The sequence below is a fragment of the Ornithinibacillus gellani genome (assembly GCF_003730295.1).
GTDB lineage: Bacteria > Bacillota > Bacilli > Bacillales > Amphibacillaceae > Ornithinibacillus_A > Ornithinibacillus_A gellani.
On sequence record NZ_QTSZ01000047.1, the window covers coordinates 40680 to 57362 of the forward strand.

Here is a 16683-nt window from a genome sequence, read left to right on the forward strand (position 1 = left end):
GAACTGAATAGAATCGGATGGTGACCCTTAACCGGGTTGAAAAGGGAAGCTGGTGTGAATCCAGCGCGGTCCCGCCACTGTCATGTGGAGAGTTCATTCACAGCCACCGTTTGGAACGGGAAGGAGAATGGACTTGTTGAAGCTAAGCCAGGAGACCTGCCATGCGATGGAAACATGCAATCCTACGGGAGATGGGAGGGTATTGTGATAGTGATCGTGTATGCGAAAAACATACGCTTTGATTTGCTGTGCAAAAACCAACAACCTTTCCTCCAATGTGGGGAGAGGTTTTTATGGTTGTGGAAGTATTTACATGTGAATCCTGTAAACAAACAAAGGGAGGATGCAGGAAGTGAAACAAATTGCAATCAAGGATACGAAGACGGTACAAACAAGGCTTGTATTACCACCGGATACAAATCATCTCGATACCATTTTTGGTGGGAAGGTGCTTGCATATATTGATGAGATTGCAGCACTGACTGCGATGAGGCATGCCAAAGCAGCGGTAGTGACCGCATCGATTGATTCTGTTGATTTTCTGTCTTCTGCCAAGGTAGGAGATTCGCTTACCCTGGAAGCCGTCGTGACCTATACGGGAACAAGCTCAATGGAAATCTATGTGAAGGTAGTGGCTCATGATTTAATCCGGCATGAAGAGATGCTGACAACTGAATCCTTTCTTACGATGGTGGCGCTTGATGAAAAAGGAAAACCAATGCCAGTACCAAGTGTATATCCGGAAACAGAAGAGGAAATACAGCTGCATGAATCAGCGCCAGCGAGGAAAGAGCATCGCATTTCACGCGTTGCTGCGCGGAATACACGTATATAAAATCATTACAATCGCTTTTTCTAAAGATGAGAAGCGGTTGTTTTTTTGCATAGTAGGGAAACAATAAATATAGTCAGGCATATAACACCCGAATATCATGAATATTTTTGATGTGATTTTTAAGCCGCATCAATGTAAAAATGCATATTTTTCGTGTATACTATTACTTCGAGTATCGAAGGAAAGGAAGAATATTGAATGAGAGCAAAATCAGAGACAGCAAGTACAATGCAAGCGGAAAAAATTTGGACAAAGGATTTTGTTCTTGTTTGCCTAGCTAACTTTTTTATCTTTTTAGGATTCCAAATGACCCTGCCAACCCTTCCATTATTTATTAAAGAATTGGGAGGAAGCGATCAGCTAATTGGTGTGATTGTTGGGGTCTTTACTTTTTCTGCCCTATTATTTCGCCCGTATGCTGGCCATGCTTTGGAAACAAAGGGGCGGCAGTTCGTATATATGTTGGGCCTAAGTATTTTTGTATTATCGGTTGGATCCTTCGCCTTTATAACAAGTATCGGCTTTTTGATTCTGATGCGAATTGTTCAAGGAATTGGCTGGGGATTCTCGACTACAGCAACAGGTACCATTGCGACAGATTTAATACCACCGAGACGTCGTGGGGAAGGAATGGGTTATTTCGGCTTATCCGGTAACCTTGCGTTGGCATTTGGGCCAGCACTTGGTCTTACGTTAGCAGGGGTAATTTCCTTTACATCCCTATTTTTAATTTGTGCAGGCTCGGGATTGGTTGCTGTTTGTTTGTCATCCGTTATTCGCTATAAGAAAGTGGAGCAATCACCGCATAAATCAACAACAGTGAAATTTGACGTTTTTGAAAAAACAGCCGTTCAACCAGCTTTGCTATTATTTTTCATTACGGTAACTTTTGGAGGTATTGCCTCCTTTTTACCACTTTATGCAGCTCAAAAACAAGTTGGCGGAATTGAGACGTATTTTCTCGTGTACGCCATATTTTTATTGATTTCGAGAACATTTGCTGGAAGAATTTATGATGAAAAAGGTCATATTTATGTATTCCCGCCAGGAGTCATACTCATTTTTATTGCGATGCTATTACTAGCATGGTTGCCGAATTCCTTCGTCCTATTGATTGCAGCAGGTTTGTATGGACTTGGGTTCGGAAGTGTACAGCCAGCATTACAAGCTTGGGCAGTGGACAAGGCTCCCGGTAATCGTAAAGGGATGGCGAATGCAACCTTTTTCTCCTTTTTTGACTTAGGGGTCGGGTTTGGAGCACTAACCTTTGGACAGCTTGCTTTCCATTTAGGGTATGGTGCCATTTATATTGCGTCCGCATGCTCGGTATTGGTATCCCTTATGTTATACGTATACTTGCATATTCGTGCAAAAAGACAAGGTGTGAGCCTGTAAATGTTTTATATGGCTAAAAGGTACTGTTTCATTGAATGACGGTTTTAAAAAAACATGTGATGGTATAAAATAGTCTTATTCAAGCATGTACAAAGGTAGGTTATAAAACCCTTGAAGAATTTAAGCAAGTTCGATATTCGCAAACTATTCCCAGATGTTATTTATAAACGGGGATTACAATATTATGAGAGAAATCAGATAAGCGACCTATTGTATGACATCAATTTTAAAGTATGGACGGCAACCGTTCATGGGTCTGAGGATTATTTTGTCGAAATTAATATGAACACCATCCAGGAAGGGACGATAGACACGTTTTGTGATTGTCCTGCTTTTGATATGTATGGAAGATGTAAGCATGTTGTTGCCACACTATTGCAAATTCAACATCAGGAACGTATGGGAAATCATGATACTAAAACGCCTGGTGGCTATTCTACCGCTAAACATTTTATAAGTGCTTTTCGATCCATGCATGCAGCCGATTTGCCAACAGAAACCTGGATTGAAAAGACACCGATTCATATATCTTACTATTGCCATTGGAATTATTTAGGTCATTTTTTAATGGAATTAAAGGCCGGTGTCGATCATAAATACGTTGTAAAAAATGCCAAAGCCTTCTTAAAGGATGTACTGGAAGGGAAGGAGCATTTTTTTACAAAGAAATTCACCTATTCACCAGAAACACATCATGTATTAAAACAGGATTTGGAGCTATTGGAGCGATTATATGCTGTTTTGAAAAATGAGCAAGTATATGATCGATTCTCAAGCGCTTATTTTGGTACGACAAAGGATGAACGGTTTATCACGATACCACCGCTTGCGATGAATGAATTACTACAGCTGCTGGCGACACGTGATGTTACCATTGAAACCGATCGGAAAAGCTATCATACGCTAACATTACATGAGCCTGGTGTGCTACCGTATTCGTTTTCGATAAGTAAAAATAATAAAAATGAGTTGCTGCTTCAAATGGACGATTTGCAGGAAGGGGAATACTTGGAGCATTATCAGCTATTATTCCATGATGGTGGCTTCTATTTTCCGAAAAAAGAACAGCTTCCTATTGTTCAACAACTGAGCAGTTTTCAAAAAGATCCAGTACAACTGCCGATTGTTCAGGAACAAGCAGATGTATTTATCTCCGAAGTCCTGCCTTCCTTGAGCAAGGTTGGCGAGGTGGAGATGGATGAGGCGGTATCCGCAGATATCGTACAGGCGCCATTAAAAGCAAAGCTGTATTTGGAATGGAAGGATCAATTGATCATTGGTAAATTGGAATATCATTACGCAGACCAACAAATTGATCCATTCGGTAAACCAGAGCCGCGTAAGCAATATATTTTGCGGGATACGGAAAAAGAGCAGCAAATCATGGGTTTAATTGAGCATGCAAATTTTCACTTCAATGGGAAAGAGCTGTATATCGAAGCAGATGATGAGGTGTTATATGATTTCATCTATCATATGCTGCCATTAATGGATGAATATATGGAGCTATTTTTAACCTCTGACATACGCAATCTGATTTTGGATGATGAGCCGGAGCCGACTACGAATATTCGCATGGAATCTACTACGAATTTACTAGAAATCGGCTTTGATATGGAAGGGATTCAGACAGATGAGGTTCAGTCTATCCTGGAAGCAGTTATCGAGAAGAAAAGATATTATCGTTTACAGGATGGGGCCATGCTCAACCTGCAAAGTGATGCATTTGATTCCCTCCACAATCTATTATCGGATCTGGATGTGAAAAAGACCGATTTATCAGATGGTCAGCTGCACATGCCGGTATACCGCGGAGCACAGCTGGATGAACTCATTCATACGAAGAAAGATTATGATGCCTCGTTTCATCGGTTATTACATCAATTGAAATCACCAGAAGCACAGCATTATGAGCTTCCGGATGGATTGCAGGCAACATTGCGAAGCTATCAGATAACAGGCTATCAATGGTTTAAATCCTTGAGTGAATATCATTTGGGTGGTATTTTGGCGGATGATATGGGATTAGGGAAAACGCTGCAAAGCATTGCCTATATTGCCTCTGAACCGTCGGAAATGCCACATTTAATTGTTGCACCATCATCTGTTGTATATAACTGGAAAAATGAATGTCGTAAATTCGCACCGCATTTAGAGGTTGCGATTTTAACTGGTGCACCAGAGGAGCGTCGTAAACGGATGAAGCAGGCGACCGATACGGATGTTTGGATTACGTCGTATGCTACTTTGCGTCAGGATATTGACTTTTATCGTACGTATAGCTTTCAGTCGCTTATTTTAGACGAAGCCCAATACATTAAGAACTACGCGACCAAAACATCCAAGGCCATTCGTGAGATTACAGCGACGAGACGTTTTGCGTTGAGTGGCACGCCTATTGAGAATGCCATTGATGAACTATGGGCCATTTTCCAAGTGGTTTTACCTGGCCTTATGCCAAATCAGCGGGCATTCAAGCAGCTAAGCCATGAAAAAATTGCATCGATTACCCGTCCATTTATTTTACGGCGATTGAAGCAGGATGTGCTTAAAGAATTGCCGGATAAGATTGAGTCCGTGATGGTTTCGGAACTTTCAACCGAGCAGAAGGAGCTATACCTTGCTTATCTTCATCAGCTGCAACGGGAAACAGCCGCGACATTAAAGGATAATAGCTTTAGTCAAAATCGGATGAAAATATTGGCTGGGCTAACGAGATTACGTCAGTTATGCTGCCATCCATCTTTGTTTATTGAAAATTATCAGGGGGGATCAGGCAAGCTGAAACAGTTGATGGATACCGTTAGGACCGCATTGGAAAACGGGAAACGCATGTTGATTTTTTCCCAATTTACGAGTATGCATGAAATCATCATCTCTGAATTGGAAAAGGAAGGCATTGATTATTTTTATCTGCATGGACAAACTCCTTCACAGGAAAGAGTTCAGATGAGTGACCGCTTTAACAATGGTGAGAAGAATGTTTTTCTCATTTCATTGAAAGCGGGCGGAACAGGCCTTAATTTAACAGGTGCAGATACGGTTATTTTATATGATTTATGGTGGAATCCTGCAGTGGAAGACCAAGCAACCGGTAGAGCACATCGCTTTGGACAGAAGAATGTCGTACAGGTGATTCGCCTGCTTACAGAAGGAACGATTGAAGAGAAAATTTATGAATTACAACAGAAGAAACGTGAACTAATCGATCAAGTAATCCATCCGGGAGAAACCATGCTATCAAGCCTCTCTGAATCGGATATTCGCGCATTACTTAGTATCGCATAATAGACCCTGCCAAGTGGATGCTTGGCAGGGGTGTTTTTGTTCAGGAAAAACTGTAGAGATATGGCCCAATATGTTTTATAAACCGCTTTCAAGGGTATGTAATAGTAAGTTTTACCCCAGGTGATTGGGTGAAAAATATTGGAGACCAGCGAGAAATGAAGATGAAATCGGCCGTCGCCGATTTCTCCGTTCTTAAATTCAAATTCCCTGGACAGTGCCAATGTTTTACACAAAAGAATTATGTTGATTCGCCTCTAATAAATGGAAAGGAAGTTTATCCGATGGAAAAAAGAATTGAAGCATACTTTGAAACTGAAAATGATGCAGAATCTGCACGTGCAGGGCTACAACGTATTCGAGCAACAAATGTGATTGTTGATTCCATACCAGAAGGAGACGAAAATAAGAAATATGTGCCAGTCGTTCCATTTCGCGTAGATTCCAATCCGGGTGTCGTTTCAAGCGGAACACAAGGAACAGATGGCTTGGCTGGATTTGCCCAAGCGCAAGAAGATTGGCATGATAAAGGCGAAACAAAAGAATATATGACACATATGCTGCAGGCAGATGTGTACGAAGAAGACTATGACAAAGCAATCGATCTGCTCATCCGAAACGCAGGTTATTTTGAAGGATAATAGATAAAAATGAGAAACCCGCCCCCCAAGTTGTATGGGAAGCGGGTTTCTAATGGTTTGAATTGCGAACAAACGGACTGGACGGGACTCGTCAAGGCAGCGAGTCGAAAAATTGGCAGAGTTGGCCGAAAAATTACACTCGGCACGCCCGCGAGTGAAAAAAATCGCTGAGTGAGCCGAGAAATTACACTCGGCACGCACGCGAGTGAAAAAAATCGCTGAGTGAGCCGAGAAATTGCACTCGTCACGCCCGCGAGTGAAAAAAATTGCAGTACGCGCCTGAAAATTACACTCGGCACGTCCGCGAGTCAAAAAATCCACAGCACGAGCCTGAAAATTACACTCGTCACGCCCGCGAGTGAAAAAAATTGCAGTACGCGCCTGAAAATTACACTCGGCACGTCCGCGAGTCAAAAAAATCACAGTACGAGCCGAGAAATTGCACTCGTTACGCCCGTGAGTGAAAAAAATCGCTGAGTGCGCCGAGAAATTGCACTCGTCACGCCCGTGAGTGAAAAAAATCGCTAAGTGAGCAGGTAAATTGCACTTGGCACACTCGCGAGTCAAAAAAATCACAGCACGAGCCGAAAAATTACACTCGTCACGCCCGCGAGTGAAAAAAATTGCAGTACGCGCCTGAAAATTACACTCGTCACACCCGCGAGTGAAAAAAATTGCAGTACGCGCCTGAAAATTACACTCGTCACACCCGCGAGTGAAAAAAATTGCAGTACGCGCCTGAAAATTACACTCGGCACGTCCGCGAGTCAAAAAAATCACAGTACGAGCCGAGAAATTGCACTCGTTACGCCCGTGAGTGAAAAAAATCGCTGAGTGCGCCGAGAAATTGCACTCGTCACGCCCGTGAGTGAAAAAAATCGCTAAGTGAGCAGGTAAATTGCACTCGTCACACCCGCGAGTGGAAAAAATCCACAGCACGAGCCGAAAAATTACACTCGTCACGTCCGCGGGTGAAATAAATCGCTGATTGAGCCGGTAAATTGCACTCGCGGTGCTCCCGGGTCAAAACACCGGCACATCCAATCAGACATTGATTTGGAATAACTTTCGCGGGCGCCCTTTGAGATATGGCTTCTCTTGGCCGACTACTTTGATTACTTCACCGGTCAGCAATTTATTGATGGTTCGCTCTGCACTTCTTTTTGTCACCTGGTAATACGTTGCGATGTCGTGTGACGAAAATGGTTCGTTATTTCGATTAGAAATGAAATCAATGAAATTATAGGATAGTTCATTATTTAATCTGGCCTTATGAATTAATGCTTGATATAGTCTGGATTTGTCGAAATGTTTTTTTACACCGAGTGGTCCGATTACTTCTTGGCGGTCATTTACGATAAAGCAGCTACCGCTTGCAGTTCTGGCACATGCTTCAAGAGCTAGAACTGCATGGTCTTCAGCTTGTTTCGCGGTGAGTCCAAGCCCAAAACCAATATCGACCTCTGTTTTAAGCGCGCCTTCAATTTCAAGTAGCAAAGGAAAATCACGATAATGGTTGGTGATATGATCGAGTACGCCCCTTGTGCCAAATAAGACAAATTGATCATCCATACTTGGCAATACAGAAGCATAGGTTTTTTTGGCGAATCTTAATAGCAGCTGATGCAATTGCGCTAATGTTTCATCCTTCTTATGTTTTAAGTTTTCTGGGTGCTTTAGTTTTACATAGCTGGCAACAATTTGTGCACTTTTACTTTGGTTTATTTGGGTGATTGTAATTGCTTTATTGACTGCATGTGCCACGTTGATATCGGGCATATGCATCGTCGCAACAGGAATCCCCATTTCAACCAAAATAGCTGCAACTTCTTCAACGGATGTTAGTACACTATCAATTTTCTTATTTTGCCATAGCTGTATATGTAAATTCGCAATTACTTTTGGATCAATCGCCGTCATATTTCCATATGGATGGATGAAAATGTCTCTATCTTGTAATTGTAATTCCTGGATTACATTGTCGATAGGGCATTGCTCCAACATATCAATAGATATGCGATGGATTGGCTGCTTTAGCTTTGTTTTCATTCGATAAAAAGATGATAGAATCATGTATTCATCCTGGGCCACCTGGACAACAGGCCATTTTTTCTTTTCCATCTTCTCCTTGACATATAAATAGGCAAGCGGTTCTAAAAATAAGTAAACATCACACATGAATGCTTGTTCAATCAAGTCCACGGCTTCCTTTGCTTCCTCATAGGGATAAGGCATTATTTCATATTGCTCTTGGTCGCGCAGGAATGGAGGTATTGCAAGTAGCATGTCTTTCCTTCCAAAAACAGCGATTTTTATTTTCATATATATCCCCCTTGTGCGATGTAGTATATGCATGAAACGAGTACGCTTAATTCGTTTTCTATGTAAAATGGAATAATTGGGTAAAGTAAAATATATGTGGTATATAACGAAGGATAAAATATTATATTTACACTAAATAGACCGTTTTTTCAGAAAATAGTAATGATACCTATCCCATAAAATTTCCAGTATAAAACAAGCGTGTTATTTTGCGAATCATGTTTGATTCCTTATATAATATGGAATTTTCTTAATATTGTCAAGGAATTTTCGTTGCGGAAACACAGTGAATGTCACTAATCCTTGCATAAAAACTGTTTGTAAAAAGTATATTTACGATAAAAAAATAAATATATTACTCGTATGGAGGTTAAAGTTTTCAGAATTCTAGTGTAATTATGGTATGATTTACTTATATAAAATCTATGAATGGAGGGGAGCATATGGAAGATTTGTTTAAAAAGCTAGGTATTGGTCTTCCAATTATACAAGCAGGGATGGCAGGCGGGATTACAACGCCGGAGCTTGTAGCTGCAGTTTCCAATGCGGGAGGACTAGGTACGATTGGTGCTGGGTACATGGGTTCTGTTGAACTGAAACAGATGATTGAACAGGTGAAAGAGCTAACGGACCGGCCATTTGCTGTTAATTTATTTTCGGTTAATCTGGAGACATTTTCAACAGAGGTTGAGGAGACACAGCAATACTTGAATCGTTTTCGCAGTGGGCTTTCCATTGATCCTGGTTCTACTTCGATTAAGGTAAACGATTATTTACATGAAAAGATATATATTATTTTACAAGAAAATGTTCGTGTGGTTAGTACGGCATTTGGTGTGCTTTCCTCTGTCCTCATTGATCGGTTGAAACAAAAAAATATAACTCTGATTGGAATGGCAACCAATCTGGAGGAAGCAGAGCAGCTCGTTGAAGCCGGATATGATGCAGTTGTAGCACAGGGCTATGAAGCGGGTGGACATAGAGGAACCTTTAATATGAAAAAATATCCTAACGGATGCAACATTGGGCTTTTCACACTGGTGCAGGAGCTTGTGCGCTTTTTGCCAGTTCCCGTGATAGCTGCTGGTGGGATACATACAAAAAAACAAGTAGATGCCTTAATAAGCCTAGGGGCAAGTGGTGTTCAGCTAGGTACTAGATTTTTAGTTGCCAAGGAAGCAGGGACGAATGAATCGTATCGTCGTGCTTTAATTAAAGCGAAAACAGAAGATACGGTACTGACAAAAGTGTTTTCCGGAAGACCAGCACGTGCCATTCGGAATGAATTTATCCGTACCATGGAGGATAGTGGTGTGACCATTCATCCTTTTCCATTACAAAATGAACTAACAAAAGACATCCGTGCAGCGGGAAAAGAATTTGCTGACTCTGAAGTTCAATCATTATGGGCTGGACAAGGTGTTGGTGCCATTCAGCGTGAGGAATCAGTAACAGATATTTTGAATATTGTTATGGGTTCTTATATGACCCAGGTGCAACAACAGGAGGAGACGGACGCGGTGACAGAAGTCGCTGCAACCAATCAGGTTACAAAACATGAAAATGCTACAGATGAATGGGTTGCTCAAGCAGACCAACCATCTGGTGAAGTAGAAGCAAAAACTGCATCTGCGGAAAAGTAAATGGAAGGAAATAGACTTCACCGATAACAAAAATGAGTTAGAGCGTGAAACGGCCTATCCCTATTTATCACAGATCAACAGCCAGTAAAGGCGTGATTGGTTCATCTAACAATCAGTGGGGGAAAATGCGAAAACCCCCACTGATTGAAATTATGCAGGAAACTACTCAACCAGAAATGGAGTTATTCACTTTTGATTTGATAATGTGCTTTTACTTGTTCACGGAGCTGCCGTTTCAGGAACTTACCTACTGATGTTTTAGGAATGGCGTCGAGAAATAATACATCGTCTGGCAGCCAGTATTTTGCAAACTGCGGTTCTAAAAATTGGATAAAATCATCTTTCGTAACCTGTCCCTCATAGCCTTCCTTTAATACAACACAGGCAATGGGCCTTTCCTGCCATTCCGGGTCAGGGATTGCTACAACACTTGCCTCGAAAACAGCTTCATGTGCCATTAAAGCATTTTCTAAATCGACAGAGGATATCCATTCACCGCCACTTTTAATTAAGTCCTTTGTGCGGTCAACGATTTTCATGGTACCCTCTTTATCGACCGTGACAACATCCCCGGTATGGAACCAGCCGTCAATAAAGGCCAATTCACTGCGCTCATCTCGATAATAAGCATCAGCAATCCATGGTCCGCGAACGAGAAGCTCACCCATTTCTTCATCATTCCACTCTACTTCACCATCACTGCCAATCACTTTCATTTCTAAGCCTGGTACCAGAATACCTTGTCTAGAGCGTTCCTGCAGTTTCTCGTCTTCGCTCAAATCCTGTTGATAGCTTTTTAGCCTGGAAATGGTAACGAGTGGTGTCGTTTCTGTTGCACCATATGCATGATAAAAAGGAATATTATATTTCTTTTCAAAGGCGCGAATGAGTCCGAGTGGTGCTGCTGAACCGCCACATAAAACGGAGCGAAGACTAGACGTATCATAATTTCCTTTTTCTAATTCCTGCAAAAGTCCAAGCCATATGGTTGGGACACCTGCAGTAATGGTTACACGAAATCGCTCAATGAATGCCGCTAATCGCTGTGGGGTAAAGCGCGGCCCCGGCATGACTTGGGTGCTGCCAAACCAGGTACAGGCAAACGGCAGTCCCCATGCGTTCACATGGAATTGTGGAACAACCGGCATCGCCGTGTCGGATTCAGAAATAGCACCGCCGTCAGCCAGTCCAAGTGCCAAACTATGCAGTACGATGCCGCGGTGACTATACACAACCCCTTTTGGTTTGCCAGTTGTAGCGGATGTGTAGCACATACCGGCAGGGTCATTCTCATCCAGGTCATGGCGAAATGGATAGGCCGGATCGCCATCTGTGAGAAGCTGTTCATAATTGTATAATGGTTGTAAAGTAGTATCAGGAAGTGTGCTTTTGTCAGACATGATGACATACGCTTTTACGGTAGTTAAATGTGGGTGGATCTTTTCAATCAACGGCAGAATATCTTCATCAATAAATAATATTTCATCTTCCGCATGATTAATGATATAAATGATATGCTCAGGGGATAAGCGGATATTAATGGTATGCAGGACAGCGCCCATTCCGGGTGCGGCGAAGTAAATCTCTAGGTGACGATGATGATTCCAGGCCAGCGTGCCGACTTTATCGCCCTTTTCAATACCTAGTCGAGCAAGGGCACTCATTAACCTTCGAGTGCGGTGACCAACCTCTTTGTAGGTAAGTCGATGGAGTGTATCATGGGTTTGGGAAATGACTTCCTTTTTTGAAAAAAACTTTTCCGCATGTTCCATCATGGAGCCAACAAGCAAAGGTGTTTGCATCATATAAACCAACTCCTTTATCAATTTTAAAAGCTTAGGCTAATCGTATCATATTATTCAGAATAATTGGTATATATTTTTACAAATGATGCCGTTATTTTGTATATTGGAAAATAACTGGCTTGAAAATGAAGGAAGGGAAGAAATGAAGAAACAGCTTGATTTTACAGAGGGGAATATTTTAAAGCAAATGATTGTCTTTTCAGGGCCAATCATGCTGACAAATTTACTACAAACCTCCTATCAATTTATCGACAGTCTATGGATAGGAAATTTGCTCGGCGCGAATGCGCTTGGTGCGGTGGCGATTTCCGGTACCATTATTTTTACCGTTCTCTCATTTGTGATTGGATTAAATAATGCGGCATTGACCATCCTATCCCAACAAAAAGGTCGAGGGGATGAAGAAGGATTAAAACGCTATTTGAATGCGTTTGTTGTGCTACTCAGCATGATGTCGATTGTACTTGGCATTTGTGGATTTTTATTATCTGAGAGTTTGCTGCGCTTACTTGGTACGCCAGCTTCGATGCTGGAGCAAGCAACTAGTTATTTACAAATCAATTTTCTTGGTATGTTGTTTTTATTTGGTTATAACTTTATTAGTACCGTGCTCCGCGCATTGGGAGATAGCCGGACGCCGATGCGATTTGTCACCCTTGCCGTCCTTTTAAATGCCGCGCTGGATCCATTATTTATTGCGGGCTTTAACTGGGGGATTGAAGGAGCTGCATATGCGACCATTATTGCGCAAGGTACCGCATTTGCTTATGGATTTATCCATGTACTTCGTTATAAATTAGCGCCATTTCAATTACCACATATTCCAGCAGCAACTGAAGTGAAGCTCATACTCAATCTAGGAATCCCTTCTGGGCTGCAAATGTCTGTTATTTCTGCTGGATCTGCAGCAATTATGAGTGTAGTAGCAGTGTTTGGTTCCAATGTTGTTGGTGGATTTGGTGCTGCACAGCGGTTGGATAGCATTTTAATGCTGCCTGCACATGCACTTAGCACTTCCGTAACGAGCATGGCTGGTCAGAATATCGGTGTTCGTAATTGGGAGCGTGTACGGCAAATCGCTAGAAATGGTGTGTTATACAATTTTGCCATCATGGCTATCGTTGGTGTACTCATCGTTTTCTTTGCGGAATATGGGATGCGGATGTTCCTAAATGAAACAGAAGCTATTACCTTCGGGGTAAATTATTTAAAAATCATGGCACTCTGCTTTCCGTTTTTGGGGATTAATTTTGTCCTGAATGGTATCGTTCGTGCTGCAGGGGCAATGTATCAAGTGCTTGTGTTGAACATTATTTCCTTTTGGGTATTGCGTTATCCCTTAACTGCTTTGGCAGCTAATCTATTTGGAGAGATAGGGATTGCCGTTGGAATGGGGGCAAGCTTTGTCATTAGTAGTTTGGTTGCATTTTTGTATTTCCGATTTGGGAAATGGCGACAGAAAAAACTGTTTCAGACTGAGAAATCCACATGAGTTATCCACAACGATGTGGAAACGTGCATAAGTTATGAACAGGCTGTGGACAGAGTTGAGGATAACTCCATATTTGGTAGGAACATATATTCATCATACTAAATATTGCATGATGCTGTGTGAATCATGTTAGAAAGGCTGGGGGTAAATGATGAAGCGAATATGGCAGCTCGGTGGCATTGGTATTTTTGTAGGCTTTTTTCTAGGTGGACTTTTCTATGTGATGGAAGCGCAGACTGGTTATCAAGTTTATACGCTACTCTTAAATATCCAATACTTTCCATCCCTATCAAACGTTCAGCTTCATGGATGGATAGAATTTATCCTTCATATGCTTGTTTCCGTGCTGCTTGTTATCCTGCTATACTATCTGTTTAAGCATTTTCAGTTGGAAAAACACATCTATCCTTATGTTATTGCCCATCTTATCATCGGTTGGGGCCATTATTTGTTTACGGCATTATCGCCAGCAACAGTAGGTATGCTTGGTCTGCAGTTATGGATATATTGGACGATAGGTCATTTACTTCATGGTATACTCGTTGGTGTACTTATTAGATATATACTTCGTGAAGGGGAATATGCATGATATCTCGTCAGATGAGGGCAGCAATCAAACAGACCATGTTCATCAGTGTGCTGCTACTCGTAATCTTCGTGTTGATGTCTGTTATTGGCCATCAACAAGAAAAACCAGAAGTGAAACCGAATGAAACATTACCAGCTATTTCAGATCAGGTACTTGGCTATCGCCCTCTTGTAGAAAAATATGCTGCTAAACATGACATCGCAGCGCATGTGAATGTGCTATTGGCAATCATGATGCAGGAATCTGCTGGTCGTGGGAAGGATCCCATGCAAGCATCTGAAAGCTACTGTGGGAAAATAGGCTGTATCCAGGATGTTGAATTATCGATTAGACAAGGGGTCAGGCATTTCGCTTCCACGCTAAAAGCTGCTGATGGGGATATGGAATTAGCAATTCAGTCCTATAATTTTGGAAAGGGATTTATTTCCTACGTCCAAAAACATTCTGGGCAATTTAGCGAACAAGCAGCAATTGATTTTTCCAAACAAATGTATGAACGTGCGGAGGATCAAACCATTTATACCTGTTTACGAAAGGAAGCGAAGCAATACGATGCTTGTTACGGCGATATTTATTATGTGCGATCTGTTCAAGCATACCAGCGTTCATTGGTTCAGCGATGAATGTCAACCTATCATTCGTATCGCCTGCAACAGGAAAGAAAGCATGATATGATAAAAAAATAAGCTATAAGATTGTAAATAAAGGGAGGAATTATCATGGTAAAAGAAATTCATTCTACAAATGCACCAGCAGCAATTGGACCTTATTCACAGGCTATTCAAGCAGGGGATTTTATTTATGTATCTGGACAAATTGGTGTGAATCCAGCTAATGGTGAGGTAGTTGAAGGCATTGAGGGACAAACCAAACAAGTGTTGGATAATTTACAAGCTATTTTAACAGAAGCAGGTACGGACTTTTCGCAGGTTGTTAAATTCACGATTTACCTCGCATCCATGGATGATTTTGCGGTCGTCAATGAAATCTATGGCAGCTATTTACAAAAACCATATCCTGCACGCGCAACAGTCGAGGTTAGCAGACTACCAAAGGATTTATTAGTAGAAATGGATGCAGTTGTTTATACGAAATAATAGGGGGCTTTCGGCATGAATCCATTTATTTTTGAAAATCCGACCAGACTTATTTTTGGTGAAGGACAGCTGAAGGAATTACCCAAGCAATTAGCACCATATGGTAAAAAAGTGTTGCTGCTTTACGGTGGAGGCAGTATTAAAAAGAACGGTATTTATGATCAGGTCAAGGGGAAGTTGGCTGAGGTGGATGCAATCGTAACAGACTTTCCAGACATTGAATCCAACCCGCGCATTTCAACTGTACGTCGCGGCGTAGAGATTTGTAAGCAAGAAGGAATTGATTTCCTGCTTGCGGTGGGGGGCGGCAGTGTTATCGACTGTACAAAAGCGATTGCAGTCGGTGCGAAAACAGAAGCGGACATGTGGGATGTGATTACTCGGAAAGCATCCTATGATGGAGCACTTCCTTTTGGTTCGATTCTAACCCATGCTGCTACAGGTTCTGAGATGAACCGTGGCTGCGTGATCACCAATTGGGAGCTACATGAAAAAAGGGGTTGGGGTTGCCCATATACATATGGACAGTTTTCCATCCTGGATCCAGCATTTACGACAACCGTGCCACGTAAACAAACCGCTTTAGGAATCATTGACATCATGTCTCATGTCATGGAACATTATTTTCATTTGGAAAAAAATACGCCGATTCAGGATCAATGGTGTGAATCACTGCTTCGGACATTGATTGATGTAGCGCCAAAGCTGTTGGATGACTTAGGAAATGTGCAACATCGGGAAACAGTGATGTTGGGTGGCGCCCTTGCATTAAGTGATATCTTGAATATGGGGTATCGTGGTGATTGGGGCTCCCATCAGTTGGGGCATGCACTATCGGCTGTCCATGACGTATCCCATGGTGATAGCTTGGCGGTCGTATTCCCCAATTGGTTAGCGTATGTACTATCATCCGAAACAATTGGTCGACTGAAGCAATTTGCTGAAAATGTTTTTGCGATTGATGGAAAAGGGAAATCAGATAGACAAATTGCCGAAGCGGGTATTCAAGCTTTGCGACAGTTTTGGACAGATTTGGGCGCACCTGCGACCTTATCGGACCTGTCTATTAATGCAGCTGATATTCAAACATTAGCAGAAAATACCGTCCAATTTACAGCTGAATTTGGTAATTTTAAAAAGCTATCCAGAGAGGATGCACACAAGATTTTTGAAATGAGTTTATGACGAAGATGTTACTTCTTTGGCGAAAAGGACAGAATTATTTCCTGGGAAATGGAAGTACGTTCATTTCATGTCAAAAAAGACCATCTTATGCCACAAGTGTAAAGTCGCTTATTACATTAAAAAAAGAGCCGACCATTATTCATAAATGGCCAGCTCTTTTTCTATAGCTTCTCGTATATGATTGAGACATTCTTCCGGTGTTTTTCCGTGAATGCGTTTATTGTTTACAATTGCAAATGGACGTACCCGGCATAGCCCGCAAAACGATAGACAATCATTCGTCAGCACAGCTACTTCAGGATATTCATTTTCCAAGATTTCCTCAAGATTCATGGCTGCCATGGCATTTCCATCACAAACTTCGACAACGACAATCCCCACTTCGATCACATTC

General features: G+C 41.8%; 13 protein-coding genes and 1 riboswitch. Of the genes, 10 read left to right on the forward strand and 3 right to left on the reverse strand.

From position 1 onward, the window contains the following. Position 1: 1 nt before the first annotated feature. Positions 2-178: riboswitch (cobalamin riboswitch) on the forward strand. 174 nt (positions 179-352) lie between these two features. The 4 genes from DX933_RS13835 to DX933_RS13850 all read left to right on the forward strand — a co-directional run bounded on the left by DX933_RS13835 (position 353) and on the right by DX933_RS13850 (position 6156). After that, positions 353-835, forward strand: coding sequence for an acyl-CoA thioesterase (locus DX933_RS13835; protein WP_397316587.1), 483 nt, complete (start codon positions 353-355; stop codon positions 833-835). 198 nt (positions 836-1033) lie between these two features. Continuing rightward, complete coding sequence (locus DX933_RS13840; RefSeq protein ID WP_123317024.1) at positions 1034-2230, forward strand: MFS transporter; 1197 nt, start codon at positions 1034-1036, stop codon at positions 2228-2230. Between the two features lie 111 nt (positions 2231-2341). After that, on the forward strand, positions 2342-5518 hold the full coding sequence (locus DX933_RS13845; RefSeq protein ID WP_123317025.1) for a DEAD/DEAH box helicase: 3177 nt from the start codon (positions 2342-2344) through the stop codon (positions 5516-5518). 281 nt (positions 5519-5799) lie between these two features. Continuing rightward, the gene (locus DX933_RS13850) at positions 5800-6156 is read left to right on the forward strand and encodes a hypothetical protein (RefSeq protein ID WP_123317026.1); all 357 of its coding nucleotides are present in this window, start codon (positions 5800-5802) and stop codon (positions 6154-6156) included. Between the two features lie 1044 nt (positions 6157-7200). Here the strand turns inward: DX933_RS13850 and DX933_RS13855 are convergent. After that, positions 7201-8478: a hypothetical protein gene (locus DX933_RS13855; protein ID WP_123317027.1), complete on the reverse strand. Its 1278-nt coding sequence runs from the start codon at positions 8476-8478 to the stop codon at positions 7201-7203. A 443-nt stretch (positions 8479-8921) separates the two neighbouring features. Here DX933_RS13855 and DX933_RS13860 point away from each other — a divergent pair, with 443 nt between their 5' ends. Beyond that, on the forward strand, positions 8922-10121 hold the full coding sequence (locus DX933_RS13860; RefSeq protein ID WP_123317028.1) for an NAD(P)H-dependent flavin oxidoreductase: 1200 nt from the start codon (positions 8922-8924) through the stop codon (positions 10119-10121). Positions 10122-10303: 182 nt separating this feature from the next. Here the strand turns inward: DX933_RS13860 and DX933_RS13865 are convergent, their stop codons facing one another. Then, positions 10304-11926, reverse strand: a complete 1623-nt coding sequence (locus DX933_RS13865; protein ID WP_123317029.1) for a long-chain fatty acid--CoA ligase — start codon at positions 11924-11926, stop codon at positions 10304-10306. 142 nt (positions 11927-12068) lie between these two features. On the opposite strand from DX933_RS13865, the gene DX933_RS13870 reads away from it, so the two are divergent. The 5 genes from DX933_RS13870 (at position 12069) to DX933_RS13890 (ending at position 16289) form a co-directional block, all read left to right on the forward strand. Then, the gene (locus DX933_RS13870) at positions 12069-13418 is read left to right on the forward strand and encodes an MATE family efflux transporter (RefSeq protein WP_123317030.1); all 1350 of its coding nucleotides are present in this window, start codon (positions 12069-12071) and stop codon (positions 13416-13418) included. A 151-nt stretch (positions 13419-13569) separates the two neighbouring features. Then, a complete protein-coding gene (locus tag DX933_RS13875; protein ID WP_123317031.1) occupies positions 13570-14007 on the forward strand; it encodes a hypothetical protein in 438 nt (145 codons plus the stop codon). Beyond that, on the forward strand, positions 14004-14630 hold the full coding sequence (locus DX933_RS13880; protein ID WP_223805971.1) for a lysozyme family protein: 627 nt from the start codon (positions 14004-14006) through the stop codon (positions 14628-14630). The genes DX933_RS13875 and DX933_RS13880 overlap by 4 nt, the downstream gene beginning before the upstream one ends. A gap of 96 nt (positions 14631-14726) precedes the next feature. Further along, the gene (locus tag DX933_RS13885) at positions 14727-15104 is read left to right on the forward strand and encodes a RidA family protein (RefSeq protein ID WP_123317032.1); all 378 of its coding nucleotides are present in this window, start codon (positions 14727-14729) and stop codon (positions 15102-15104) included. A gap of 15 nt (positions 15105-15119) precedes the next feature. Then, complete coding sequence (locus DX933_RS13890) at positions 15120-16289, forward strand: iron-containing alcohol dehydrogenase (RefSeq protein WP_123317033.1); 1170 nt, start codon at positions 15120-15122, stop codon at positions 16287-16289. Positions 16290-16424: 135 nt separating this feature from the next. Here the strand turns inward: DX933_RS13890 and DX933_RS13895 are convergent, their stop codons facing one another. Further along, positions 16425-16670, reverse strand: a complete 246-nt coding sequence (locus DX933_RS13895) for a DUF1450 domain-containing protein (protein WP_123317034.1) — start codon at positions 16668-16670, stop codon at positions 16425-16427. Positions 16671-16683: the final 13 nt, after the last annotated feature.